General features: G+C 67.8%; 23 protein-coding genes. 16 read left to right on the top strand and 7 right to left on the bottom strand.

The features are described from left to right. The first annotated feature begins 9 nt into the window (after nucleotides 1-9). Entirely contained in the window at nucleotides 10-504 is a 495-nt protein-coding gene (locus K8O92_30790) for a hypothetical protein (protein UAK32066.1), read from the top strand. A 57-nt stretch (nucleotides 505-561) separates the two neighbouring features. On the opposite strand, the gene K8O92_30785 is transcribed toward K8O92_30790, so the two are convergent. From K8O92_30785 to K8O92_30775, 3 genes are all read right to left on the bottom strand, one after another. Further along, complete coding sequence (locus K8O92_30785; GenBank protein UAK32065.1) at nucleotides 562-1326, bottom strand: hypothetical protein; 765 nt, start codon at nucleotides 1324-1326, stop codon at nucleotides 562-564. A gap of 192 nt (nucleotides 1327-1518) precedes the next feature. Then, a complete protein-coding gene (locus tag K8O92_30780) occupies nucleotides 1519-1902 on the bottom strand; it encodes a helix-turn-helix domain-containing protein (protein UAK32064.1) in 384 nt (127 codons plus the stop codon). Nucleotides 1903-2039: 137 nt separating this feature from the next. Further along, nucleotides 2040-2525 (bottom strand): nitroreductase family deazaflavin-dependent oxidoreductase, encoded by a 486-nt coding sequence (locus tag K8O92_30775; protein UAK32063.1) that lies wholly within the window; start codon nucleotides 2523-2525, stop codon nucleotides 2040-2042. A gap of 183 nt (nucleotides 2526-2708) precedes the next feature. Here K8O92_30775 and K8O92_30770 point away from each other — a divergent pair, with 183 nt between their 5' ends. Further along, nucleotides 2709-3575, top strand: a complete 867-nt coding sequence (locus tag K8O92_30770; GenBank protein ID UAK32062.1) for a mycofactocin-coupled SDR family oxidoreductase — start codon at nucleotides 2709-2711, stop codon at nucleotides 3573-3575. A gap of 16 nt (nucleotides 3576-3591) precedes the next feature. On the opposite strand, the gene K8O92_30765 is transcribed toward K8O92_30770, so the two are convergent. Together K8O92_30765 and K8O92_30760 are read right to left on the bottom strand one after the other, a co-directional pair. After that, nucleotides 3592-4170 carry a TetR/AcrR family transcriptional regulator gene (locus K8O92_30765; GenBank protein ID UAK32061.1) on the bottom strand — a complete coding sequence of 193 codons (579 nt, stop codon included), beginning with the start codon at nucleotides 4168-4170 and terminating at the stop codon, nucleotides 3592-3594. A 93-nt stretch (nucleotides 4171-4263) separates the two neighbouring features. Further along, nucleotides 4264-5139 carry an LLM class F420-dependent oxidoreductase gene (locus K8O92_30760; GenBank protein ID UAK36034.1) on the bottom strand — a complete coding sequence of 292 codons (876 nt, stop codon included), beginning with the start codon at nucleotides 5137-5139 and terminating at the stop codon, nucleotides 4264-4266. A 352-nt stretch (nucleotides 5140-5491) separates the two neighbouring features. Here K8O92_30760 and K8O92_30755 point away from each other — a divergent pair, with 352 nt between their 5' ends. The 7 genes from K8O92_30755 to K8O92_30725 all read left to right on the top strand — a co-directional run bounded on the left by K8O92_30755 (nucleotide 5492) and on the right by K8O92_30725 (nucleotide 12809). Continuing rightward, entirely contained in the window at nucleotides 5492-6694 is a 1203-nt protein-coding gene (locus tag K8O92_30755) for a cytochrome P450 (protein ID UAK32060.1), read from the top strand. 61 nt (nucleotides 6695-6755) lie between these two features. After that, nucleotides 6756-6980 carry a ferredoxin gene (locus tag K8O92_30750; protein UAK32059.1) on the top strand — a complete coding sequence of 75 codons (225 nt, stop codon included), beginning with the start codon at nucleotides 6756-6758 and terminating at the stop codon, nucleotides 6978-6980. After that, nucleotides 6980-7531 (top strand): nuclear transport factor 2 family protein, encoded by a 552-nt coding sequence (locus K8O92_30745; GenBank protein UAK32058.1) that lies wholly within the window; start codon nucleotides 6980-6982, stop codon nucleotides 7529-7531. The genes K8O92_30750 and K8O92_30745 overlap by 1 nt, the downstream gene beginning before the upstream one ends. A 5-nt stretch (nucleotides 7532-7536) precedes the next feature. Then, nucleotides 7537-8787, top strand: coding sequence for a hypothetical protein (locus K8O92_30740; protein UAK32057.1), 1251 nt, complete (start codon nucleotides 7537-7539; stop codon nucleotides 8785-8787). A gap of 24 nt (nucleotides 8788-8811) precedes the next feature. Beyond that, nucleotides 8812-10419 carry an acyl-CoA synthetase gene (locus tag K8O92_30735; GenBank protein ID UAK32056.1) on the top strand — a complete coding sequence of 536 codons (1608 nt, stop codon included), beginning with the start codon at nucleotides 8812-8814 and terminating at the stop codon, nucleotides 10417-10419. Between the two features lies 1 nt (nucleotide 10420). Continuing rightward, nucleotides 10421-11551 carry a dihydrodipicolinate reductase gene (locus K8O92_30730; GenBank protein UAK32055.1) on the top strand — a complete coding sequence of 377 codons (1131 nt, stop codon included), beginning with the start codon at nucleotides 10421-10423 and terminating at the stop codon, nucleotides 11549-11551. Nucleotides 11552-11582: 31 nt separating this feature from the next. Continuing rightward, a complete protein-coding gene (locus K8O92_30725) occupies nucleotides 11583-12809 on the top strand; it encodes a cytochrome P450 (GenBank protein UAK32054.1) in 1227 nt (408 codons plus the stop codon). 52 nt (nucleotides 12810-12861) lie between these two features. On the opposite strand, the gene K8O92_30720 is transcribed toward K8O92_30725, so the two are convergent. Then, complete coding sequence (locus tag K8O92_30720) at nucleotides 12862-14229, bottom strand: cytochrome P450 (GenBank protein UAK32053.1); 1368 nt, start codon at nucleotides 14227-14229, stop codon at nucleotides 12862-12864. A gap of 182 nt (nucleotides 14230-14411) precedes the next feature. On the opposite strand from K8O92_30720, the gene K8O92_30715 reads away from it, so the two are divergent. Then, nucleotides 14412-15611, top strand: a complete 1200-nt coding sequence (locus K8O92_30715) for an MCE family protein (protein ID UAK36033.1) — start codon at nucleotides 14412-14414, stop codon at nucleotides 15609-15611. On the opposite strand, the gene K8O92_30710 is transcribed toward K8O92_30715, so the two are convergent. Next, complete coding sequence (locus K8O92_30710; protein ID UAK32052.1) at nucleotides 15608-16303, bottom strand: ATP-binding cassette domain-containing protein; 696 nt, start codon at nucleotides 16301-16303, stop codon at nucleotides 15608-15610. The genes K8O92_30715 and K8O92_30710 overlap by 4 nt on opposite strands. A gap of 57 nt (nucleotides 16304-16360) precedes the next feature. Here K8O92_30710 and K8O92_30705 point away from each other — a divergent pair, with 57 nt between their 5' ends. The 6 genes from K8O92_30705 (at nucleotide 16361) to K8O92_30680 (ending at nucleotide 24168) form a co-directional block, all read left to right on the top strand. Then, a complete protein-coding gene (locus tag K8O92_30705) occupies nucleotides 16361-18367 on the top strand; it encodes a metal ABC transporter permease (protein ID UAK32051.1) in 2007 nt (668 codons plus the stop codon). After that, on the top strand, nucleotides 18364-19281 hold the full coding sequence (locus K8O92_30700) for a metal ABC transporter substrate-binding protein (GenBank protein UAK32050.1): 918 nt from the start codon (nucleotides 18364-18366) through the stop codon (nucleotides 19279-19281). Before K8O92_30705 ends, K8O92_30700 begins: the two co-directional genes overlap by 4 nt. Nucleotides 19282-19314: 33 nt before the next feature. Next, nucleotides 19315-20478 (top strand): hypothetical protein, encoded by a 1164-nt coding sequence (locus K8O92_30695; GenBank protein UAK32049.1) that lies wholly within the window; start codon nucleotides 19315-19317, stop codon nucleotides 20476-20478. Between the two features lie 67 nt (nucleotides 20479-20545). Further along, nucleotides 20546-21451 carry a class A beta-lactamase gene (bla, locus tag K8O92_30690; protein UAK32048.1) on the top strand — a complete coding sequence of 302 codons (906 nt, stop codon included), beginning with the start codon at nucleotides 20546-20548 and terminating at the stop codon, nucleotides 21449-21451. A 126-nt stretch (nucleotides 21452-21577) separates the two neighbouring features. Further along, nucleotides 21578-22258: a hypothetical protein gene (locus K8O92_30685; protein UAK32047.1), complete on the top strand. Its 681-nt coding sequence runs from the start codon at nucleotides 21578-21580 to the stop codon at nucleotides 22256-22258. 158 nt (nucleotides 22259-22416) lie between these two features. Beyond that, nucleotides 22417-24168 (top strand): hypothetical protein, encoded by a 1752-nt coding sequence (locus K8O92_30680; GenBank protein UAK36032.1) that lies wholly within the window; start codon nucleotides 22417-22419, stop codon nucleotides 24166-24168. Nucleotides 24169-24185: the final 17 nt, after the last annotated feature.

The following is a 24185-nucleotide window of genomic DNA, read 5'->3' as shown; positions in this document are numbered from 1 at the left end:
ATTGCGCAGTTGCGAGCGGTTCTGTCGATCCTGCGCGTCGACCCGGACGAGGTCGGCGCACGGCTGGGCGACACGGGTCTGCGTGGTCCGGACGCGGAGCGAGTCCTACTGATCGGTTTGCTACACCGGATTGCGAGCAGTGAGCTGCGTCAGGTCGTCACCACGACGATGGACGACGAGGAGGCCGCCAAGGCCGCCGCGGTGAGCACCCTGCCGGTGAACGGCGAGAACCCCACCGAGCAGGCGCGATTCGACGCGCACTGGCTGCACGACCGCATCGGCGCGTTGGCGGCGGGCACCAAGGTGGACCCGGTGCCGGTCCTGTTGGACGCGGCCGCGCGGTCGACGGACGCGGCCGAAGTCCTGCTGCTGCTCAGCCGCAACCCCCGGGGCCACGACGCGGACTCCCGATGGGAGCGGGCGCTCGACGACTTGGGGCGCGCCTATCACCTGATCAACGACGAGCGGGTGGGTCGCTCCAACACGACGACCGCGCCGCTGTAGCGACGCGGTCGGGATTTCCGTGTCCCGGCGGCGTGGTGCGCGCCGCCGAGAGGCGGGTCACTTCGGTTGTGCCGGTGCGGATTGCGCGGGCTTGTCGGCGAAGCGGGTGGTGCCCTCGGCGGCCTGCAGCGTGGTGAGCAGATCGACACCGGCCACGACGAGGGCGGGTCCGCCGACCGCGATGGTTCCGAGGATGCCGCCGAGGCTCGCGCCGGTCAGCAGACCGGCCACACAACCGACGGCGATGGTGACCAGGCAGCCGATCGTGGCGCCGATGGCGGTGCCGACGAAACCGCCGATGGCGGTGGCAAGGCCGAATTGGCTGGCGAATTCGTCACGGGCGCGCTGGTTCTCGGTCATGGACGCGACCGGTTTCGCGACGAGCGTTTCGGTGGTCGCGAGGCCTTCCGGCCTGGTCGGCCGAAGCTCCAGAACCGTGCTGTCCTTCTTCACCTCCGGACGGACCGGAATGGCTGTGCCCGCGATGCGGAAGTCGAACGGCAACGTCATCGCGACATGGCCGTCGCGGTCACGGATGTCGACCACGTCGATCACTTGGGCGACGTCGGCCGGGGCGCCGGTGTGGTCGACGAGCACACCGTTGCGCTCGGTCAACCGAGCGCTCTGCTCGCCCGCGGGCTGATCCCGCAGCGCCTTGGACAACTCGAAGGTTCCGCCCCGGAGCGCGGCGACCACCGTCTGATCGACGATCCTGGCCGAGTAGGTGATGTCGGGAGCGGGCTCGGCGTGAGCGACGCCGGCGCCGATGGTCAGCGAGCCGATGGCGAGGATCGCTGCCGCAGTGATGCCGCGGAGTTGCATGATTCGTCCATTCCTTCATCGGGTTCTTACCTGCGTCCAGCACGCCCGGACCCGCGCACTCCGGCAGCGCAAGAGCAGTCGGCTAGGTCGCTGAGCAGCCTAGCAGCGCTCACAGCAACCGATGAGCGTTCCGGCCCGGCCGGCCGGAGATATCGAAAAATTCTCCGACCGGCCGAGTTTCGAACCCGGCGATCAGCGCGCCGCGGCGAGTTCGCTCGCCTGCTCGGCGCGCAGGATCGCCGCGCTCGTGCCGGGTGGCCAACCGAGTCCCGCGTCGAGCCGGTCGAGCACCTCGGCGCCGGGCCGCGGGTTGCGGGATCGCTCGATCTCGCTGACCACCTTGGCCGGCGGGCCGCCGTTGGCGGCCACCTCCGCCTGGGTCCACTTCATCTCCCGCCGCCGCGCACGCACGCGCGCGGCGAGAGCGTCGAGGTCGAGCGCGAGCGCCGTCTCGGCCACGTCCGCGCGCTCCGGCGCCGGTTCCGCCGCCGCGCCGAGCTCTTCCGCCCGGTGCTTTTCCCGCAGCATTCCGCTGGTGATCAGCCTGGACCGTTTCCGCCTACCCATTTTCGCCACACGCTCTCCCATCCTCTGTCGAGTCGATCGAATGCGTCGCACTGCTCCGGCGGCGGGCAGCGCCCAGCACGCCGGGGAACGCTGAACATCATGGGGGAGGGCGGGTGCGGACCCTGCTCGACGCGCCGGGTCTCGGCTCATCGCGCCCCGTCCTCCGGATGGAGGATCAGCACCGGAATCTCGCGCTGCGTCCAGGATTGGTAGGTGTCGAAGTCCGCGTAGAGGGCCACGAGGTCGGGCCACAGTCGGCTTCTCTCCTCTGGCGTCGCCACTCGGGCGCGGACGCGGCGGTGCTCGGCCCCGATCTGCACCCGCGTCACCGGTTGTGCCAGGAGGTTGAAGTACCACTGGGGGTGGCGTGGCAGCCCGCCTTGTGAGGCGACGACCACCAGATCGTCGCCGTCCACGAGATACAGCAGCGGAGCGGTGAACAGTTTGCCCGTTTTGCGGCCCCGATGTTCGAGCAGCAAGGTCGGCACCGGCTTCCGGAACCCCGCACCGATTCGCCAGCGCCCGCCGATGCGCCCCTTGGTCCGGCGATATACCCAGACCTGGGTCTTGGACATGTACTTGACCAGTTTCGCGACGAGCGGGGAATCGAGGTTGCGCGGTCGGTTCGGCATCGGCGCCCTTCTTGTTCGGCCCGGTGGGCGCGGGTGTTGCCGGGAAATTCATTGCAGCGGCGAGCGATTGATCCACATCTATGTCCGTAGTATCGTCCAGACAGATGTCCGGTTACTATTCCATAAATGCGCCGGTCGCGTATCAGAGGTGATGGAACCGGTGGCGAGCACGGTGGAGGAAACATGGATCGGGTCAACGGCAAAGTCGTCTTGGTGACCGGTGCGGGACGTGGGCAGGGCCGCAGTCATGCGATCACCCTGGCCGAAGAGGGCGCCGACATCATCGCCTTGGACATCTGCTCCGACATCGCCAGCAACGACTACGCGCTGGCGACCGAAGCGGATCTCGCGGAGACCGAGGATCTGGTGGCGAAGATCGGCCGCCGAGTCGTGGCTCGAAAGGTCGACGTACGGGATCGTCCCGCGTTGCAGGAGGCGATAGCGGCGGCCGTCGCCGAACTCGGGCGCTTGGACGTGGTCGTGGCGAATGCCGGAATATGCCCCCTCGGCCACCACGTACCGTTGCAGGGATTCATCGATGTCTTCGACGTCAACTTCGTCGGCGTGGTGAACACCGTGCACGCCGCCCTGCCGCATCTGGGCGCGGGCGCCTCGATCATCGTGACGGGGTCGGTCGCGGGCTTGGTGCCGCAAACCGGATTCAACGGCCAGCAGGCGCTGCAAGGCCCCGGTGGCGACGGCTACGGCCTGTCGAAGAAGATGATCCGTTCCTACACGCAGACTTTGGCCTTGACGCTGGGGCCGAGCTCGATCCGGATCAACGCGGTCCACCCGACCAACGTCGACACCGACATGCTGCACAACCCGGGCATGTATCAGATCTTCCGTCCCGACCTGCAGCATCCGACGCGCGAGGACGCCGAGGTCACCTTTCCCTTCATGCAGGCCATGCCGATTCCGTTCGTCGAGTCCTCGGATATCTCGCACGCGGTCACGTTCCTGGCCTCCGACGAGTCGCGCTATGTGACCGGTTTGCAGATGTTCGTCGACGGCGGAGCATCCCTGAAACTGGGCCTGGCCGGTCAGTGACGCGGAATGCGGTGTGTCACTTCAGGATGAGCAACGCGGACCGCTCGATGCGGTCCGCGATGTCCGAATACGATTTGTAACCCATCCCCGCGTGGACCAACGCACCCGCGTAGAGCAATTCGAGCGATTCGAGAATATCCGCGTCCGGATTTCCGGACAGGGCCTGCGCGAGGCGTGCGCGAATCTCCAACCCGATACGTGCTCGCAAATGTTCGACGTCGGGATCGCGACCGAGCAGTGCGCTGGTGACCGCGCCGGACAATTCCGGCTCGTCGGCGACCAACAGCGCGATGCCGCGAAGTTCGGCGATCACCCGCACTGTGGCGTCCGGATCCTCGCTGACGGGCGAGGGCGTCGCGCGCAACCTGCGCCAGAAGATCTCCGCGACCAGGTGTTCCTTGGAGGAGAAGTAGGTGTAGGCGGTGGCGGTACCCACCTTGGCGTTGGCGGCGACCAATCGGATGGTCATTCCCGCGAAGCCCTCCCGGGAAAGCACTTCCAACGCCGATCTGGTGAGCTTGTCGACGGTGTCGGCCTGTTTTTCCGACAGGCGCCGTCGCGTCGCTTCGACGATCCTGGAATTGCTTTCGGACATGTGTCTAGATGCTAGTATCGCATTTCTGTTCGAGCAACTTCCACGCGGAAACCGGTGTGTCTCCGGCCACGGAATTCGGCGTCGGTCTGTGGGCTACGGCGTGCGAAACGCGCCGAGCGGCCTGTCGATGTCCGTCAGCTTGCCCGACAAGCGCTCGAGGTACGCGAGGACGTCGTGCTCGTCCTTGTCCGGTAGGCCGTACACGACGTCGGTGACTCCGGCGTGATCCCACTCGGCCAGACGCGCGGCGTCCGGTTTGTAGTCGAGGGCGACCACGCGAGGTCGTCCGGTCCGGCCGGCCTGCTGCCAGATCTCGTACAGCAGCGCGAGCCGGCCCGAGATCTCGGTCTCGCCCGGGGTGGTGATCCAGCCGTCGGCGGACTCGGCGATCCAGCGGAAGGTTCGTTCGGTGCCCGCCGCGCCGATCAGCACCGGCACCGAGCGCCGCACCGGTTTCGGCCACGCCCAGCTCGGACCGAAGGTCACGTACTCGCCGTCGTGACGCGCCTCGTCCTGGCTCCACAGCGCCCGCATCGCAGCCAGGTATTCGCGCAATACAGTGCGCCGCTTGTTCGCGGGTACGCCGTGATCGGCGAGTTCGTCGGTGTTCCAGCCGAAACCGGCGCCGAGTACCACGCGGCCGCCACTGAGATGGTCGAGTGAGGCGATCGTCTTGGCCAGGGTGATCGGGTCGTGCTCCACCGGGAGCGCCACGGCGGTGGCCAGTTCGATGCGTTCGGTGACGGCTGCCGCCATGGACAGCGCCACCCAGGGGTCGAGCGTGCGCAGGTACCGGTCATCGGGCAGGGAGGCGTCGCCGGTCTGGGGGTGCGCCGCGTTGCGTGCGACCGGGATGTGGGTGTGCTCGGGGACGTAGAAGGAGTCGAACCCCGCCTGCTCCGTCGCGCGGGCGGCCGAGGCCGGGGTGATGCCGCGGTCGCTGGTGAACAGCACGATGCCGAATCGCATGAGTACCCCTGTCTGATCGAGTCGTGCGGTGCCTGCGATCGGTGTTCCGCTCACGGGCGCACTCTGTCGGCGCCGCGCCGGTTGAAAACCGGAGTCCCGTTGGCGCAGTGTCTGGACAACTGTTCGGAATATAGTCCGGATGGCTGGTGGCTGCAAGAATGGGTTCTCGTTTGTGCCATGTCGGGTCGGGGCTGGGCGTGGGAGGGCTCGTTTCCGTCGAATCGGCGGTAGGGGATTGTCCTGAAAAACTGTCGGTGGTACCGTCCAGACACATGTCCAGCTATGTGTCTTTGCGGCGCGGCGCGAGGGCGTTTCCCGTCGAGAACGTGTTATCGGATTGGGAGTGTGTGTGATGACGGTTGTGGTGGGGCCGCTGGTGTTCGATCCGTATGACTATGGGTTTCATGAGGATCCGTATCCGGTGTATCGGCGGTTGCGGGAGGAGGCGCCGTTGTATCACAACGCGGATGTGGGGTTTTGGGCGTTGTCGCGGTATGTGGATGTGGTGGGGGGTTTTCGGGACTGTGTGGGGTTGTCGAGTGCGAATGGGGTGTCGTTGGATCCGGCGGCGTGGGGGCCGGATGCGCATCGGGTGATGTCGTTTTTGGCGATGGATGATCCGCGGCATATGCGGATGCGGCGGTTGGTGTTCAAGGGGTTCACGCCGAAGCGGGTGGCGGGGATGGAGGCGCGGGTTCGGGAGTTGACGTTGTCGTATCTGGTGCCGGCGTTGGGGGGTGGGGGTTTCGATTGGATCGATGAGGTGGCGGGGAAGTTGCCGATGGATGTGATTTCGGAGTTGATGGGGGTTCCGGTGGTGGATCGGGGGGAGATTCGGCGGTTGGCGGATCTGGTGGTGCATCGGGAGGACGGTGTGCTGGATATTCCGATGGCGGCGGTGGAGGCGTCGGTGACGTTGTTGGGTTATTACGCGGAGATGGTGGCTGAGCGTCGCCGGGTGCCGCGTGATGATCTGACTTCGGCGTTGCTGGATGCCGAGATCGGCGAGGACACGCTGACTGATGAGGAGATCGTGGGGTTTTTGTTTCTGATGGTGGTGGCGGGGAACGAGACCACCACGAAGTTGCTGGGTAATGCGTTGTATTGGGCTGGGCGGTGTCCGGGGGAGTATGCGAAGGTGGTGGCGGATGGGGGGTTGGTGGGGGATTGGGTGGAGGAGACGTTGCGGTATGACACCTCTAGTCAGGTGATCGCGCGTACTGCTACGGCGGATTTGGGTTATTACGGGGGTGTGGTTCCGGCGGGGGGGAAGGTGTTGTTGTTGATCGGTTCGGCTAATCGTGATCCGGCGGTGTTCGAGGATGGGGATTGTTTCCGGATCGATCGTGCCGGCAAGTCGGGGTTGGCCAGTTTCGGTGCGGGGGTGCATTTCTGTTTGGGTGCGCATCTGGCGCGGTTGGAGGCGAGGGTCGCGTTGGGGGAGTTCGCGTCGCGGGTGCGGTCCTTCGAGATTGTGGAGTCGGGGATCGTGCGTGTTCATTCGTCCAACGTGCGTGGTTTCGCGCACCTGCCCATCACCGTGGAGACCCGATGAGCCGTCGATCCCACCGGATCCGTGTGCCGAGGTGTCCGCGCGCGGCCGCGAGGAGCCGATCATGAGAATCCGGGCCGACCTCGATCTGTGCCAAGGACACGCGGTCTGTCAGGCCGAGGCGCCGAAGGTGTTCACGGTCCCCAAACGCGGCCAGGTCGAAATCCTCGACGACGCCCCGGACGCCGACCTGCGGTCCGCCGTGGCGAATGCGATCCGTTACTGCCCCACCCAAGCCCTGTCGATCGCTGAAGGCGCGACCGACTCCGCACCGAAAGGTACCGACTGATGCCAGATTTCGATCGCGCCGAGCTCGACGAAATGATCCAGCGCTGGATCGTGGAGAACCAGCGCTGCGAGGAAAAGGGCGACTGGAAGCCGCTTGCGCAGATGTATACCGAGGACGCCACCTACGGGTGGAATTACGGTCCCACCCAAGAATTCATGGCCGTCGGACGTGAGGAGATCCGCGAACTCGCACTCGGCCAGGAGATGGCCGGGCTGGAGGGCTGGACCTACCCCTATCAGGAATTCGTGGTCGACGAACGCACCGGCAACGTCATCGGATTCTGGAAGCAGATCAGCGATGCCGAACGACCGGATGGGCGCAACTATTCGCCGGAAGGCATCGGCGGCAGCTGGTTCCGCTACGGCGGCGACTTCCAATGGTCCTGGCAGCGTGACTTCTTCGACTTCGGCAACGTCTCGGCGCTGTTCCTGGAGATGATCACGAACAAAGCGCTCACGCCGGGCATGCAGAAGCGCATCGAGCGCTCGACCTCCGGCAAGCCGCTGCCCGGCTGGTATCGCGTCGGCGAATCGCCCGTCGCGCTGTGGTGACCGACATGACTGCACCACACAGCCGATTCGCCGACCTGGGTCGGGACACCTTGGCCGCGCTGCTTCCCGAACTGCTCTTGTGCGGACACCTCATCGACCGTTCCGGCATGGCGCACTCGCTCGGCGCGTTCGGTCGCGAGGGCATGACCGAGATCGCCATCGCGGAGTGGCAGGTGGCCAGCCCGGTCTACACCCGGCGCATGCAGCGAGCGCTCGGCTTCGCCGGTGACGGCGTGGAGACCATCTTCAAGGGCCTGCAACTGGATATCGGCGCTCCACCGCAGTTCATGGACTTCCGTTTCCGGGTCGACGATGACCACCGCGGAGAGTTCTGGCTCGACCACTGCGGCGCACTGGCCGACGTGGAACCCATGGGCGAGGACTTCGTGGTGTCGATGTGCCACGACATCGAGGACCCGACTTTCGACGCGACCGCGCTGGCCACCAACCCGCACGCTCAGGTCCGGCCGATCCACCGCCCGCCGCGACGGCCGGCCGGCCGGAAACCGGTGTGCGCGTGGACGGTCGTCATCGACCCCGCTCACGTGCCGCCGCCGGTGCCGCCCGACGCCGACCTGGTCGCCGGATCGGCGGCGGCCGGGCTGGAGCTGACCGCGATCGACCGCGACGACGAAGGGCGGGCGGACTACTCCGGTCCACTGCTCAGCGATGTGCGCTTCGCGGACTTCTCCCGATCCGCGCTGGTGCGTCTGGCCGACGAGGTCTGCCTGCAACACCATCTGCTCACCCTCGGTTTCATGATCGCGGTGCGCGCGCGGGCAGACGCGGCGGCGGCGCTGGAGATCGGCCGCAAACAGTTCGCCGGGATCGCCGGGATCACCAGCGAGCGGCTGCGGAATTGCCTGGGCCTCGGCGACGACGCCGCCGCGCTGGCGACGGTACTGCGCCTGCATCCCGCCCTGAACCCGTTGCCCTACACGGGTGTCGAGATCGGCATGACCGACAACACCGTCACAGTGGCGTTCCCGTCCGCCAGCGGCGCGCACACCGACGGAACCTGGCCGTCGATGCTCGCCCCCGAGCACATCGAGCCGCTGAACGCCCTGGTACGCGGCGTGAATCCGCGTTTCAGCGCGGAGGTCGTCGCGGCGGGCGAACACGGTTGGAGCGCCGCCGTCACGCTCGGCGAGAAACCGATCCGGGAGGCGACGGAGGTCGCGATCACCCGGTTCAGCACCGGCGCCGCGTTCACGTTCACCGACCGGGGGATACCCCTTCCCCTCACCGTCGTGTGACCGCCCACTCAGAGATGGACTGCCATGGCCAACAACTTCGCCGACCTCTTCGAGCACTCCGTGGACGCCATGCCCGAACGGGTGGCTCTGATCCAGTCCGGCCGCCGGGTGACCTACCGTGCACTCGATGACCGCGCCAACCAGCTCGCGCACCATCTGGCGAGCATCGGCGTCGGCGCGGGCACCCACGTGGGTTTCCAGATGCACAACAGTATCGAGACGATGGAGACGCTGATCGCGTGCTTCAAGCTCTCCGCCGTCCCGATCAACATCAATTACCGGTACGGCGTCACCGAGTTGGCCTACGTCTACGACAACGCGGATCTCGAGGTGCTCGTGCACCACTCCTGTTACGTCGGAACCGTCCGGGAAGCCGCTGCGCTGACCTCCACGTTGCGGCACACGATCTGCGTCGCCGACGAATTCTCCGGCGTGGCCGATGCCGCGGCGACGGCTTACGAGTCCGCCCTCGCCGCCCGGCCGACGGAACGCCCGGTGGTGCCGCGCAGCGGGGACGACCTGTTCATGATGTACACCGGCGGGACCACCGGCATGCCGAAAGGCGTCATGTGGCGGCAAGAGGACATGTGGCGGGTCCTCGGCGGCGGCATCGACTTCTACACCGGCGAACCGGTCGCCGACGAGTTCCAGCAGTCGCGCGCCGGTGCCCGGAACGATCCGGGTACCTGGCTGGTGCTGCCGCCGCTGATCCACGCCGCCGCCATGATGCCCACTTTCACCGCGCTGTGGTCGGGCAACACCGTGATCTTCGAGTCCCGCTTCGACGCCGGACGCGTCTGGCGGACCGTCGCCGAGCAACGACCTCAGGTCATGGTGATCACCGGCGACGCCATGGCCAGACCGTTGATCGAGGCCTACCGAGGCGAGCCGGTGGACGCCTCGGGGCTGCTGGCGATCGCCTCCGGCGCCGCGCTGCTGTCGCAACCGGTGAAGAACACGCTGTTGGAACTGTTTCCCTGGGCGGTCGTCTCGGACTCCATCGGATCGTCGGAAACCGGTTTCGGCGGTATCGGGTTCGCCCAGAAGCACGACGATCCCGCGCGCGGACCCCGCGTGCAGACCGGCCGCGGCGCGGTCGTCGTGGACGACGACGGTCACCCCGTCGCCCCGGGATCGGAAGGCTGGCTGGCCAAGACCGGCAACGTGCCGATCGGTTACTACAAGGATCCCGGCAAGACCGAGAAGTTGTTCAAGACCGTCGACAGCCTGCGCATGGTCGTCACCGACGACCGAGCCCGTGCCGAGACCGACGGCTCGATCACGTTGATCGGCCGCGGCAACATGGTGATCAACACCGGCGGCGAGAAAGTGTTCGTCGAAGAGGTCGAAAGCGTGGTGAAGGCGCACGGCGCGATCGACGACGCGGTGGTGATCGGAGTGCCCCACGAGCGCTGGGGGCATCAGGTCGCCGCGGTGGTGTCGCTGTCCGGCCCCGGGCCGGTCGAGTTCGGCGACCTGCAGGCGCACGTGCGCGCCTTCCTGGCCGGATACAAAGTGCCGAAACAGATCTGGGTCGCGGACGCCATCGTGCGGGCGCCCAGCGGCAAACCCGACTACCGGTGGGCCAAACAGTATGTGGCCGATCGCGGACCCGATCACAAGGTGGACTGACATGATCCGCGTGATCCAGTGGGCGACCGGCGGGGTCGGCCGGGCCGCCATCGAGGGCGTACTCGACCATCCCGAGCTGGAGCTGGTGGGAGCCTGGGTGCACAGCGTGGGCAAGGACGGCGTGGATCTGGGAGAGCTGGTCGGCCGCCCGCCGATCGGGGTGCGGGCGACCACCGACGTGGACCGCTTGCTCGCCACGCCGGCCGACTGCGTGCTGTACAGCCCATTCATGGCCGACACCGAGACGGTGCGCGCGATCCTGCGGTCCGGCAAGAACATCGTCACTCCGCTGGGCTGGTTTCATCCGCGGCGCGCGGAGCGGCAGCGTTACGACGAGCTGTGCCGCGCGGCCGGGGTGACCCTGCACGGCACCGGGATACATCCCGGCGGGATCACCGAGAAGATCCCGCTGGTGGTATCGGCGCTGTCGGGCGCGATCACCGAAGTGCGCGCCGAAGAGTTCTCCGACATCCGCACCTACGGCGCGCCCGAGGTGGTCCGCGACTGGATGCTGTTCGGCGCCACGCCGGAACAGGCCGCGACCAGTGTCATGGCGAACGTGCTCGCGGGCGGCTACAGCCAGTCGGTGTGGATGATCGCCGAAGCGCTGGGCATCGCGCTCGACGAACGGCTGCGGGTGACGCACGAGGTGGCGGTGGCCACCGCGCCGATCGATTCGCCCATCGGCCCGATCGCGCCGGGACGCGTGGCCGCGCAACGATTCCGCTGGCAGGGGACCGTTCACGGCGAGGCGGTGATCACGGCCGCGGTGAATTGGTTCATGGGCACCGAGAACCTGGATCCGCCGTGGACGTTCGGGCCCTCGGGTGAGCGCTACGAGGTCGAAATCGTCGGCGATCCCGGCGCGACGGTGACGTTCACCGGCATGCACGCCCACAGTACCGCCGCCGGTCTGGCCCGCAATCCCGGCATCGTCGCCACGGCCATGCACTGCGTGAACTCGATTCCCTACGTCGTCGCCGCCGAACCGGGTGTGCGGACCTATCTCGACCTGCCGCTCGTCGCGGGGCGTGCCGCCGCCTCCTTGTGCGGAGCCGAGGGTGACGAGGCGGCCGACCTTTCGTCCGTCCGTCCCGAACACACGGCCGCACAACGCAGTTCGCCGCGCTGATCGGCTCGCACGTTTCATCTAGGAGGTAGCTATGGCAGCACCGGCACTGCCGGTCGGATTCGACTTCACCGACCCGGCGTTATGGCAGAACCGTCGTCCGGTCGAGGAATTCGCGAAGCTGCGGCGAACCGCACCCGTGTGGTGGAACGCGCAATCCGACGAGACATCCGGTGGTTTCCGCGACGGTGGCTACTGGGTGGTCAGCAAACTCGCCGACATCAAGGAGATCTCGAAGCACCCGGACCTGTTCTCCTCGGAGCGAAAAGGCGCCATCATCCGCCTGCCCGGCGACATCACGCCCGATCAGATGGCGGTCACCGGCGCGCTGCTGGTGAACATGGACCCGCCCAAACACTCCAAGATCCGGCGGATCATCTCCAAGGGATTCACGCCGCGCGCGGTGGAGAACCTGCGAGCCGCACTCACCGAACGCGCCGCTCGTATCGTGCACGGAGCCAAACAGGCCGGTGGCGGCGACTTCGTCGAACAGGTCGCCTGCGAACTTCCGTTGCAGGCGATCGCCGAGCTGATCGGTGTGCCGCAGTCGGATCGGCGCAAGCTGTTCGACTGGTCCAACCAGATGCTCAACTACGACGATCCCGAGTACGGCGATCCCGCCATGGCCTCGGCGGAGATCCTCGGCTACTCCTGGAACATGGCCGAGCAGCGCCGCGCCTGTCCGGTGGGCGATATCGTGAGCGAGCTCGTGCACGCCGATGTCGACGGCGAGGCGCTCGGCTCCGACGAGTTCGGCTTCTTCGTCATCCTGCTCGCCGTGGCGGGCAACGAGACCACCCGCAATGCCATCACGCACGGGATGAAGGCTTTCATCGACAATCCTGAACAATGGGAGATCTTCAAGCAACAGCGTCCGCGCACCGCGCCGGACGAAATAGTGCGCTGGGCGACGCCGGTGACGGCCTTCCAGCGCACCGCGACAGCGGATCTGGAGCTGGGCGGGCAGTCCATCCGGCAGGGCCAGCGGCTCGGACTGTTCTACAGCTCGGCCAATTTCGACGAAGAGGGCTTCGAGGATCCGTACGCCTTCGATGTCCTGCGCAATCCGAACCCGCACGTGGGTTTCGGCGGCACCGGCACGCACTACTGCGTCGGGGCGAATCTGGCCCGGCTGGAGATCGATCTGATGTTCAACGCCATCGCCGACGTGATGCCCGATCTGCGTCAGGTATCCGAACCCGTGCGGCTGCGGTCGGGGTGGATCAACGGCATCAAGAGCTGGCGGGTGCGATACGAATAGCTTCGGGTGCGGGCTCCCCGGCGCTGCCGGCGGGGAGCCCACGCCGGGCCCATCAGCGGATGTCGTCGTCCTTGCGGCGCCGTCGGTAGCGGACGGTGCAGGGCTGGGCCAGTTGCACGACCATCTTGGAGTGGTCGTTGCGGTAGCTCTCCGACGGCTGGACCATCTCGAACTCCCAGTCGCGCAACAACAACGAGAAAATCGCCTTCAACTGCATGAGCGCGAACGCCGCGCCGACGCAGCGGTGGCGGCCGGCGCCGAACGGAATCCAGGTCCAGCGGTTGACCATGTCCTCTTGGTTGGGATCGATGTAGCGGCCGGGATCGAAAGCGTCCGGATCGGGAAAGTCCTCCGGAATCCGGTTCGAGATCGCGGGGGTGGCCGCGACGTGGTCGCCGGGTTCGATGTGATGACCGCAGACCTCGAACTCGCCTCGGGCCACCCGCATCAAGATGATCAGGGGCGGGTGCAGGCGCAACGTCTCCTTCAGGACGGACTCCAGGTGCGGAATCTGCCGCAGCGCTCCGAAACTGATGTCCGAGCCGTCGGCGTAGAGCTCGTCGAGCTCGGCCACGACCTGGCCGAGCACCTCGGGATGGCGCAGCAGTTCGATGATCGTCCAGGCCGCCGTGCCGGAGGTGGTGTGGTGGCCGGCGAACATCATGGAGATGAAGATGCCGGTGATCTCGCTGGCGCTGAATCGCGGCTTGCCGTCGTCGCCGGGAATCGAGATGAGCACGTCGAGCATGTCCCGGTCGTCCTTGCCCGTCGGCGGGTCGGCCGCCCGGCGATCCATGATCGCCTGGACCAGCTCGACCAGCTCGGCGCGTGCCTGGTCGCGGCGGCGGAAGCTCTCGATCGGCGCGTACGGGTCGACGTAGGCCAGCGCGTCGGTGCCTCGTTCCAGGTCGTGGTAGAGGTGGGCGAATCGGTCGTCGAGGTCGTTGCGGAACTTCACGCCGATCAGGCACGCCGAGGAGGTGTAGATGGTCAGTTCGGCGAAGAAGTCGAGCAGGTCGATCTCGCCCTCGTCGCCCCAGCGCGCCAGCATCCGCTCGACCTCACGGGCGATGGTCGCGGCGTGCCCGCGCATGTGCTCGGCACGCAACGCCTGGTTGTGCAGCATTTCCTTGCGGCGCTCCGGGCTGGCGTCGAAGACGACGCCGTCGCCGAAGATGGGCTTCATGAAGGGGTAGGCGGCGGCCTGGTCGAGGTCCTCGTCACCGGAACGGAAGAAGAATTCGTTGGCCTCCGCGCCCGACAACAGGATCACCTGACGCCCCGCCAGATCGAACGATCCGACGTCGCCGCACTCCTCCCGGACCCGGCGCATCAGGCCGATCGGGTCGACGCGGAACTCCTCCAGATGACCGTGCTCGTGGTCGCCTCCGGATACCCGACGTGGTTTCACCAGAGTCATTGGAAATCCTTCCCCAGATAAGTGTCCAAGTTTTATGATGGACACGTGTCTGGACAGTACTACGGCTAGCGGCCGTCCGGCAAGGCGATCGCCGTCGCCCAGGCCGGACGGCTCGGGCCGCAGCTGTGCCGCACCGCCGTCTCCGCACAGCCCGCGACAAGAAGTGATCGGTGGATTCGACAATGAATTTCGGCAGACAGACCATTGTGGTGACGTGGCGGCTGGTGCGGTTGAAAGTCGCGGGTGCGGGGATGATCCTGCTCATCGGCGCGATAGTCGTGGTCGCCGTTTCGATGTACGCCGGACGGTTCCGCTCGACGGTGACCGTCACCGTCGAGACACCGCGTTCGGGACTGGTCCTCGATACCGATGCCGAGGTGCGCATCCGGGGTGTCGAGCTCGGCAGGGTGAGCGCGGTGGAGTCTCGTGGCGACCAGGCGCGCCTACGTCTCGCGCTCGACCCGGAACTCCTGGAGCTGGTGCCCGCCAACGCGACGGTGGATATCCGCTCCACCACCGTATTCGGCGCCAAATACGTCAATTTCGTCGTGCCGAACATTCCCGCGCCGACGTCCATCCGACCGGGCGCGACGATCCGCGCGGAATCGGTCACCGTCGAATACAACACGCTGTTCCAGCACCTGAGCGAGATCCTGGCCGAGGTCGAACCGGCCGAACTCAACGCCACTCTGGCCGCGCTGAGCACAGCACTGCACGGGCGCGGCGACCGGCTGGGCGATCTGCTCGCCCGCACCGACGACTACCTGCGGCAGCTCAACCCGAGCCTGCCCGCGCTGCGGCGGGATCTGTCGGCCGCGGGAGAGGCCACCGGACTGTATGCCGACACCGCACCCGATCTGTTGCGTACGGCGGACAATCTCACCACGACGAGCGGGACGCTCACTCACGGTTCGCGAGACCTCGACGCCGTGCTGCTCAACCTCATCGGCTTGGCCGACACCACCCGGTCGGCGCTCGCGGAGAACGAGCGAGAGCTCGCCACCGCGCTGGAGATCCTGCGGCCTACCAGTGCGCTGCTGGGCACGTACTCACCCGTGCTGTACTGCGTAGTCGTCGGCATAGCGACAGCGCTTCCCGCGGCCGAGGCCATCATCGGAGGGAACAAGCCCGGCGCGATCTTCAACGCCAGCTTCATGTACGGCGCGCAACCCTACGAATACCCCGATGACTTGCCGAAAGTGAACGCGACCGGCGGGCCACGCTGCGCCGGGATCCTCGACCGGGTCCCCGGCAGTCATACCGACTACGTGGTCACCGACACGAACGAGGGCGCGCCCTTCGCGCCGTCCACCGTAGTCATGCCCAATCCACCCAAGGTCTTTCAGATCCTGTTCGCCGGCATGCCCGGAGTGCCGCGCTAGTCGACGGCGGCGCGAACCGGTTCGGCGTCCTGGTGCAAGATCGTGTGCGGATCACCGTGGCCGGTCACGCGACCGTCGTCCAACAGCAGGCAATGGTCGGCGCGCAGGGCGTCCTCGCGGCTGTGCGTGGCGTGTACGACCGTCACGCCTTGGGCTCCCACCCGGCGGATGGCCTCGGAAATCTCCTGCTGCGCGGCCGAATCCAGGCCGGTGGTCGGTTCGTCGAGCAAGAGCAGATCCGATTCCTGCGCGAGCGCCTGGGCGAGCAGCGCTCGTTGACGCTGCCCCCCGGACAAGGTGTCGAGCCTGCGTTCGGCCAGGTCGGTGATGTCCATCCGGTCGAGGCACGCGCGCACGACGGCGCGGTCCTGCCGGGTGAGGCGCCGCCATGCGCCGCGGTGTGCCCAACGACCCATGGTGACCGTTTCCCGGACGGTGATCGGCAGAGTCGTGGGAACGCCGCTGTGCTGCACGACGAATGCCGGGCGCCGCAGATGCTCCCGGTGGACGGTGCCCACGGTGGGCGCGATGACTCCGGCGAGGATGCCGAGCAGAGTGGACTTTCCGGACCCGTTGGGGCCGACAAGCGCCGTCACCTGTCCGCCCGGGATCGTGGCGGTGAGCTCGTGCAGGACGGGGCGTCCCCGGTACCCGGCCGTCACCCCGGCGACATGGACAGCTGGCGGCGGCATGGCTACTCCGATCTCCTTGTTGAAATGAAAATCATTCTCATTGTAGAGTGATGCGTCATGGAGTGGTTGGCCCCGTTCGAGGTCTCGTTCGTGCAGCGGGCGTTGTGGGGCGGACTGCTCGTGTCGTGCCTGTGCGCGCTGGCCGGAACATGGGTGGTGGTGCGCGGCATGGCCTTCCTCAGCGACGCGATGGCGCACGGCATGCTGCCCGGCGTCGCGATCGCCGCGCTGCTCGGCGGCAACCTGTTGCTGGGTGCGGCGTGCAGCGCCGCGGCGATGGCGGTCGGCGTCTCGGTGCTCGGCCGCAGCACCAGGTTCGCCGCGGACACCGGCATCGGGTTGCTGTTCGTCGGGATGCTGTCGGCGGGCGTGATCATCGTGTCGCGTTCGCCCTCGTTCGCGGTCGACCTGACCGGCTTCCTCTTCGGTGATGTGCTCGCCGTCGGCGAGCGTGACCTGTGGTATCTGGCTGCGGCCCTGGTCATCGCGTTCGTGGTCTCGGTGCTGGGTTACCGGGCGTTCGTCGCACTCACCTTCGACCCACGCAAGGCGCACACCCTCGGGATGCGTCCCCGCGTGGCCAACGTGGCGCTGATCGGCCTGGTGACCCTCGCGATCGTGGCGTCCTTCCACATCGTCGGCACGCTGCTGGTCTTCGGTCTGCTCATCGCGCCGCCCGCGGCGGCCGTCTACTGGGTGCATCGCATCCCATTGATCATGCTCACCGCCGCGGCGCTCGGCGCGGTGGCCACCGTTGCCGGGCTGCTGATCTCCTGGCACGCGGGGACCGCGGCGGGGGCGACCATCGCGGCGACCGCCGTCGCTCTGTTCTTCGTCTCCGCGCTGTCGGCCTGGCTGCGCGATCGGGTCCGCTCCGCGCGCGCGACCCCGAGACCACTGGCACTGCTGCTGGTCCTCGCCGCGATCACACCTCTGATCGGTTGCGGGACCACCGAATCCCCGCCACCTGCGGCGCCGACGCCCCACGGATACGTGGCGGGCGCGGAGGAGACCGATGAAGCGCAGCCGCGTCTGGTCGTGGCCGACAACGGGACCGGCGCCGTGCGGGTGCTCGACCTCATCACCGAGGACGTCATCGATCTCGGCAGGATGGAAGGCGTCGACCGCGTGAGCACCGACGGGCGCTTCGCTTTCTTGTCCGCCCGCGGCGGGGTGCGGATCGTGGACGCGGGCGCGTGGACGGTCGACCACGGCGACCACGTGCACTACTACCGCGCGTCCGCCCGCGATGTGGGCACGCTCACCGGCGGTCCGGTGGCCGCGACGCACGGTGACAGCGCGGTCACGGCAGTGGCTTTCGAAACGGGCGGCACCAGGCTGCTGGACCGCTCCGCGCTCGGCGCGGGGTCGCCGACCGAACGCGGCGCGATCGCGGACGGAGCCGCCGTGCCGTACGCAGAGCACCTGCTCGTGGCCGTGCCCGGCCGTGAGCACATCGAGGTCCGGACCCGGGACGGCGCGCAGGTCGCGGTCGTGCCGCAACGTTGCCCGCATCCGCGCGGCTCGGCGGTGACCAGGCGCGGCGTCGTCTTCGGTTGCGCCGATGGGGCATTGGTGGTGACGGCACGCAACGCGGAGTTCACGGGCGAGAAGATCCCCTATCCGCAAGGGACCGCCGAGGCCGACCGCGCGGTCGAGTTCTTCCATCGCCCCGGCAGCGCGACGCTGGTGGCGAAGGCCGGTCGGCGGGGCGTCTGGGTGCTCGACGTCAGGCGCAAGACCTGGACCTCGGTGGACACCGGGCCGGTGGTAGCGGCGAACACGGCGGGGGAGGGCGCCGCACTGCTGACCCTCACCGAAGACGGCCTCCTGCACGGCTATGACGCCGCGTCCGGCCGCGAGTCCGCGGCGGCGCGACCGCTCACCGCGCCGGTACGCCCCGGTGCGCCTGCGCCGCTGATCCTCGTCGACGAGCACCGCGCCTACGTCAACGATCCCGCGGGGCGTGCGGTCCACGAGATCGACTACACCGACAACCTGCGCACCGCACGCACATTCGACCTCGACATCAACCCGACAACGATGGTGGAGACCGGCCGATGAAACTCACCGCACGGCTGTGCGCGCTGATCGGCGTCGCATTGCTCGCGCTCACCGCATGCTCGACTTCCGGCGCGAACCGCGAAGGAGTCGTCGTCACCACCAACATCCTCGGTGACCTCACCCGCGCCGTCGCGGGCGACACCGTCGAGGTGACCGTGCTCATGCAGGCGGACGCGGACCCGCACTTCTTCGCGATCTCCGCTCAGCAGGCGGCCCTGCTCGAACGCGCGAGCCTGATCGTCTACAACGGTCTCGGTCTCGAGGAGAGTGTGCTGCGCAATGTCGAGGCTGCCGAAAAGTCCGGAGTGGCAGGCGTTTCCGTCGGCGCGGCGATCGATCCGATCAACTACTCCGCCGACGATGGGAACGGCAGGCCGGATCCGCACTTCTGGACCGATCCGCGCCGTGTGCGCAGGGCGGTGGAGGTCATCCGGGACCGGATCATCGAGCATGTCGACGGTGTCGACGCGGCGGCCATCCGCACCGGCGCCGACCGCTACCTCGCCGAACTCGATCGACTCGACCAGTGGATGGCCGAGCGATTCGCGACGATCCCCGCCGAGCGGCGCAAGTTGGTCACCAACCACCACGTCTTCGGTTACCTGGCGCAGCGATTCGGCTTCGACGTGGTCGGCGCCGTGATCCCGGGCGGAACCACGCTGGCCTCGCCGAGCCCGTCGGATCTGTCCGCCCTCGCCGGAACCATCCGGGCCGCCGGGGTCGGCGCGATCTTCGCCGATTCTTCGCAACCCGACCGTTTGGCGCGTGTGCTCGCCGACCAAGCGGGTGTGCACGTGCAGGTGATCCCCCTGTACTCGGAGTCGCTCACCGAACCGGGCGGCGGCGCGGGCACCTACCTGGAAATGATGCGGGCCAACACCGAGTCCATCGTGCGCGGCCTCACCGCCCCTTAGCGCCCACCCACAGAACGAAAGACGGAGTCACCCATGCGGTCACCAACCACGAAATCGGCTGCCCTGACCGGCTTGCTGACCTTGACCCTCGCCGTCGCAGGATGCGGCGCCGACGATTCCCCGGCGCAGGACTCTCGGCGCGAACAGATCGCCGAGCCTGTCGCGGTCACCTACGACGGCGGAATCCACGTACTGGACGGAACCACCCTCCGACTCGCGAGCACGGTCGACCTCGACGGCTTCAACCGGCTCAACCCGGCGGGCGACGACCGCCACCTGATCGTCTCGACCAAAGAAGGCTTCCGAGTCTTCGACGCCGCCGCGGCCGAATTCACCGGCACCGCGTTCCCCGCCCCCGAGCCCGGCCACGTGGTGCGGCATGCCGGACGGACCGTGCTGTTCAGCGACGGAACGGGTGAAGTGGTCGCTTTCGACTCGGCCGAACTCACCGAGGGGCAACCGAAGACCTCCACCTACCGCGCGGCCGCCCCGCACCACGGCGTCGCGATCGAACTCGCCAACGGAGACCTCGTCGTGACGCTCGGCACCGAGGAGAAGCGGACCGGAATCGTGGTGCTCGACAAGAACCGCACCGAGAAGGCGCGCAACGAGGACTGCCCCGGCGTGCACGGTGAGGCGACCGCCGCGGGCGAGGCCGTCGTGATCGGCTGCCAGAACGGCGTGCTGGTCTACCGCAACGGCACGATCACCAAAGTGACCAGCCCGACCGAGTACGGCCGGATCGGCAACCAGGCGGGCAGCGAGACCTCGCCCATCGTCCTCGGCGACTACAAGCAGGACAAGGACGCCGAACTCGAACGACCGCAGCAGATCTCGCTCATCGACACGGTCACCGGCGCGTTGCGTCTGGTCGATATCGGCACCAGCTACACCTTCCGCTCGCTGGCCCGCGGCCCGCGCGGCGAAGCCCTGGTCCTGGGCACCGATGGCCGCATCCACGTCATCGATCCCGTCGCGGGCGCCGTCGTGCGCACGATCCCGGTCACGGGGACCTGGCAGGAACCGCTGGAATGGCAGAAGCCGCGGCCCGCGCTGTTCGTCCGCGGCGGCACCGCCTACGTCTCGGACCCCGCCACCAAGCAGGTCCACCGCATCGAGCTGGAGACCGGAGCGAAGACGGCGAGTGTCACGCTGCCGAGCACCCCGAACGAAATGAGCGGTGTGGTCGCTCACTGACTCCTGGCTCTCGTCGGTGGGGACAGAGGATGATGACCGCGATGACGAGTTCGGTGAAAGGACGAGTATGACGCTGTCGCCCTCGACCATCGGTCGCCGCACTCTGCTGGCCGCGGCAGCGCTCCTACCGCTGGCCGCGTGCGCACGGGAGAAGACCCCGTCCTCTGCCCCCACCGTCCAAGCGGACGAGCGCCACGATCGCCTGATCGAGTTGGAACGAAAGTTCGACGCACGCCTGGGCGTGTATGCCCGCGCGACCGGGACAGGCGCCACCATCGCCCACCGCGCGGACGAACGATTCGCGTTCTGCTCGACGTTCAAGGGCTTGGCCGCGGCGGCGGTGCTCCAGCGTAATCCGTTGTCGCACTTGGACACCGTCGTCACCTACACCCGCGACGACCTCCTGAAGAACGCCGCGGTGACCCCGCGGTACGTGGACACTGGAATGACGATCCGTCAGCTGTGTGACGCCGCGGTCCGCTACAGCGACGGCACCGCCGGCAATCTCCTGCTCCGTGATCTGGGTGGACCGGCCGAGCTGACGGCGTACGCGCGGAGTCTCGGCGACATGGTCACCCGGATGGACCGGATCGAGCCCGCGATCACGGAGGCCACCCCTGACGATCCGCGCGACACGACTTCTCCTAGAGCGTTCGGCGAGGTCTACGACCGGATCGTGCTGGGTGACGCCCTGCCGGTCGACAAGCGCGACTTCCTCCGCGACCTGCTGGAACGCAACGCCACGGCCGCGGGTGCGCAGCGGATCCGGGCCGGCGTACCGCAGGGATGGAAGGTGGCCGACAAGACCGGAACCGGTGACTACGGCACCCTCAACGACATCGCGATCGTGTGGCCCCCGGACTCGGCGCCGCTCGTCGTCGCCATCATGTCCGGTAAAGCCACCCGGGACGCCGCCTACGACCAAGCCCTCCTCGCCGACGCCGCCGCGTACGTCGTAGAAACCCTCACTTAGCCCGATGGGGTGCCCGCGCTCTCGATCGGGTGCCGGAGGGGAACCTCGCGATGTCCGAGTCGGAGTTCTCGGGCTCCCGCTATTCGCGCTGGCGGGAAAGCGTTGCGCGGCAGCTAGATTGGCAGGATGCCACTGCGACATGAACCGGACGTCTCCAAGGCTGACTGGTTCACCGAGCGTGGCGATCCATGGACGCAGTTGTGTTCGATGGGTCCCAGTGGGTTCACCCGGTATGCCCGGTTGTTCCACCCCGCCACACCCGATGAGGACCCGTCGGATCCGGATGCGCTGCGAGACCGCGCGGGCGACCTCGACTCCGAGGTCCTGCAGCGGCTGTCGAACATCCTCGCCGGGCACACCGAGACGCCGGACGACTGCTATTTCGGGCTCTGGGACGGCTTCGGCGACATCTACGGTGGCTCGTCGGTCGTCGTGTCGTTCAGTATGGACTCGTCCACGAATCTCGCGGCCGCACCCAGCGTCGCACCGGCCTTCCCGCCGGAGGTCATAGACGGCCCCCGGGTGCGGATTCCGGCGCGCGACTACCTGCTGTTCCGCGGGCCGTTGCGCGAGGCCGGGCAGTGGGGCGCCGCGGACCTGCTTCCGGGCTGGTCACGACCGATCAACAGCCCGAATCTCATCTGGCCCGCCGACCGGGCGTGGTTCGTCGCGACCGAGATCGATCTGCCCTGGACCGGCGTCGCGGGAAGCGCCGCGCTGATCGAGGCATTGCGGGCCGACGCGGCACTGGACGTCGAGGAGACGCAACCGTCGGACTCCCCGCCGTACTGGCGGGACCGGACCTGAACTGTCCGGCGACCCGAAGGGACGCGATCCCGGCCTGACCGACGCTACGGTGGGATGACATGGACACTGCTGTGCTGGCCCTGCCGGAGTCCGCGCCCGCCCCTCGGTCCGGGGCGTCGGCGCGCGTCCGGTTCCGTGGCATCTCGAAAGCGCAGCCGGTGGTTGTCGTGGCCTGCTGTCTGGTCGTAGCGCAGCTGGCGATCCGTTGGTGGGTAGCCGACAGCGGCTATTTCTACTGGGACGATCTCATCCTGGCAGGCCGAGCGGCTCGATACGGGCTGTGGTCAACGGACCTGCTGCTGTACGACCACGACGGACACTTCATGCCGCTGGCCTTCGCCACGGCGTGGGCGGTGAACGCGGTGGCGCCCCTGGCCTGGGCCGGGCCGGTGGTGGTGCTGCTGGTCATGCAGCTCGGCGCGTCGGTGGCTGTGGTTCGCATGCTGCTGCTGGTGGCGGGCCCGCGGTGGCCGATCCTGCTCCCGCTGGTCTTCTACCTTTTCTGTCCACTGACCATCCCGGCTTTCGCCTGGTGGGCAGCCGCTCTGAACGCGCTGCCGCTGCAATTCGCCCTCGCCTGGGTGATCGGCGACGCGGTGCTGCTGGTGCGCGGCGGGCGGCGCCGATACGCGCTGTCCGGGGTCGCCGTGACGGCCGTGGCGCTGCTCTTCTTCGAGAAGTCGGTGATCGTGCCGTTCGTCGCGTTCGCCGTCACGGCGCTGGCCCACTACGTCGACGGCGGCGAGGGCGCCATACGCACGGTGCTGCGCAGGGGCGCGGCGCTGTGGATCGGATCGGGCGCGGTGCTGGCCTGCTGGTCGATCGGATACTTCGTGGTGGTGGACGGTCCCGGCCTACCCGATGGGTGGGAGGAGTTGCGCGACCTACTGCCCGGTGCGGCGTCTCTGGGGATCGTGCCCGCCTTGTTCGGCGGGCCCTGGGTGTGGGAACGGTGGCTACCGTCGACGCCGTGGGCGGATCCGCCCGGATGGGCGGTGGTGTCGGCCTGGCTGGTGCTGCTGGTCGTGGTGGCGCTGACGATCCGCGTCAGGCAGCGGGTCTGGGCGGTCTGGTCGACGGCCGCGGCGTACGTTCTGGTCGTTCAGCTGGCGGTGGCCCTGGCTCGCGGCGGGCCGAACACCGCGGCGGAGCTGATGCAGTCGCTGCGCTACGTCGCCGACATGGCGGTGGTGTCGGCCGCCGCCGGTGCGCTGATGCTGCGCGCCCGTCCCCGGCCGTCGAGTGGCCCGACGCGCGTGGCGCTTCCGCGCGGACCCGTGACGGTCGCGGTGACCGTGGTTTTCCTCGTGAGCAGTCTGTCGTCCACCTGGACGTTCGTGCGATCGTGGCGTGCGGGTCCGACCGAAACTTATCTAGCGAATGTGCGATCGGCGCTGAGCGCATGGGACGGCGCACCCCTTCTGGAGCAGGAGGTCCCGTGGACTGTGCTGAACCCCCTGGCCTATCCCCAGAATCTCACCAGCAATGTGCTGGCGCCCATCGCCGCTCCCGGCACGTTCGCGGACTCGACACCCCACCTGCGCATGATCACCGACGACGGTCGGATCGTCGAGGCGGCGGTGTGGTGGAACCGGATCATCCTCCCCGGCCCCGAGCCCGGCTGCGGGTACCGGATCCACGGCGCAGCGCAGGCCCGCTTGCTGCTCGACGGTCCGATGCTCGAGAACAAATGGACGGCGCAACTCAACTACCTCGCGAGCCGTGACGGTCGGATAACCGTCGCTCTGGAACACGGCGAAGCGGTGACGGCGCCGGTCCGGAAGGGGCCCAACACCGTGTTCGTCCGCCTCGTCGGAGGCGGATCCGCACTTCGGATCGCCTCCCGGACGACCGGACTGGATCTGTGCGTCGGCGTCGGACCGGTCGGCGTCGCCTCCTACGACAACTGAACCACCACCGCGGCGTC

It is taken from the genome of Nocardia asteroides, assembly GCA_019930625.1.
GTDB lineage: Bacteria > Actinomycetota > Actinomycetes > Mycobacteriales > Mycobacteriaceae > Nocardia > Nocardia sputi.
This window is presented reverse-complemented; position numbering and strand designations above follow the sequence as displayed.

Excerpts from the sequence above, each read along its gene's own strand:
- K8O92_30785 (UAK32065.1), bottom strand. The coding sequence starts at position 1,326 with ATGCAACTCCGCGGCATCACTGCGGCAGCGATCCTCGCCATCGGCTCG.
- K8O92_30775 (UAK32063.1), bottom strand. The coding sequence starts at position 2,525 with ATGCCGAACCGACCGCGCAACCTCGATTCCCCGCTCGTCGCGAAACTG.
- K8O92_30770 (UAK32062.1), top strand. The coding sequence starts at position 2,709 with ATGGATCGGGTCAACGGCAAAGTCGTCTTGGTGACCGGTGCGGGACGT.
- K8O92_30765 (UAK32061.1), bottom strand. The coding sequence starts at position 4,170 with ATGTCCGAAAGCAATTCCAGGATCGTCGAAGCGACGCGACGGCGCCTG.
- K8O92_30760 (UAK36034.1), bottom strand. The coding sequence starts at position 5,139 with ATGCGATTCGGCATCGTGCTGTTCACCAGCGACCGCGGCATCACCCCG.
- K8O92_30755 (UAK32060.1), top strand. The coding sequence starts at position 5,492 with ATGACGGTTGTGGTGGGGCCGCTGGTGTTCGATCCGTATGACTATGGG.
- K8O92_30750 (UAK32059.1), top strand. The coding sequence starts at position 6,756 with ATGAGAATCCGGGCCGACCTCGATCTGTGCCAAGGACACGCGGTCTGT.
- K8O92_30745 (UAK32058.1), top strand. The coding sequence starts at position 6,980 with ATGCCAGATTTCGATCGCGCCGAGCTCGACGAAATGATCCAGCGCTGG.
- K8O92_30740 (UAK32057.1), top strand. The coding sequence starts at position 7,537 with ATGACTGCACCACACAGCCGATTCGCCGACCTGGGTCGGGACACCTTG.
- K8O92_30735 (UAK32056.1), top strand. The coding sequence starts at position 8,812 with ATGGCCAACAACTTCGCCGACCTCTTCGAGCACTCCGTGGACGCCATG.
- K8O92_30730 (UAK32055.1), top strand. The coding sequence starts at position 10,421 with ATGATCCGCGTGATCCAGTGGGCGACCGGCGGGGTCGGCCGGGCCGCC.
- K8O92_30725 (UAK32054.1), top strand. The coding sequence starts at position 11,583 with ATGGCAGCACCGGCACTGCCGGTCGGATTCGACTTCACCGACCCGGCG.
- K8O92_30720 (UAK32053.1), bottom strand. The coding sequence starts at position 14,229 with ATGACTCTGGTGAAACCACGTCGGGTATCCGGAGGCGACCACGAGCAC.
- K8O92_30715 (UAK36033.1), top strand. The coding sequence starts at position 14,412 with ATGAATTTCGGCAGACAGACCATTGTGGTGACGTGGCGGCTGGTGCGG.
- K8O92_30710 (UAK32052.1), bottom strand. The coding sequence starts at position 16,303 with ATGCCGCCGCCAGCTGTCCATGTCGCCGGGGTGACGGCCGGGTACCGG.
- K8O92_30705 (UAK32051.1), top strand. The coding sequence starts at position 16,361 with ATGGAGTGGTTGGCCCCGTTCGAGGTCTCGTTCGTGCAGCGGGCGTTG.
- K8O92_30700 (UAK32050.1), top strand. The coding sequence starts at position 18,364 with ATGAAACTCACCGCACGGCTGTGCGCGCTGATCGGCGTCGCATTGCTC.
- K8O92_30695 (UAK32049.1), top strand. The coding sequence starts at position 19,315 with ATGCGGTCACCAACCACGAAATCGGCTGCCCTGACCGGCTTGCTGACC.
- bla (UAK32048.1), top strand. The coding sequence starts at position 20,546 with ATGACGCTGTCGCCCTCGACCATCGGTCGCCGCACTCTGCTGGCCGCG.
- K8O92_30685 (UAK32047.1), top strand. The coding sequence starts at position 21,578 with ATGCCACTGCGACATGAACCGGACGTCTCCAAGGCTGACTGGTTCACC.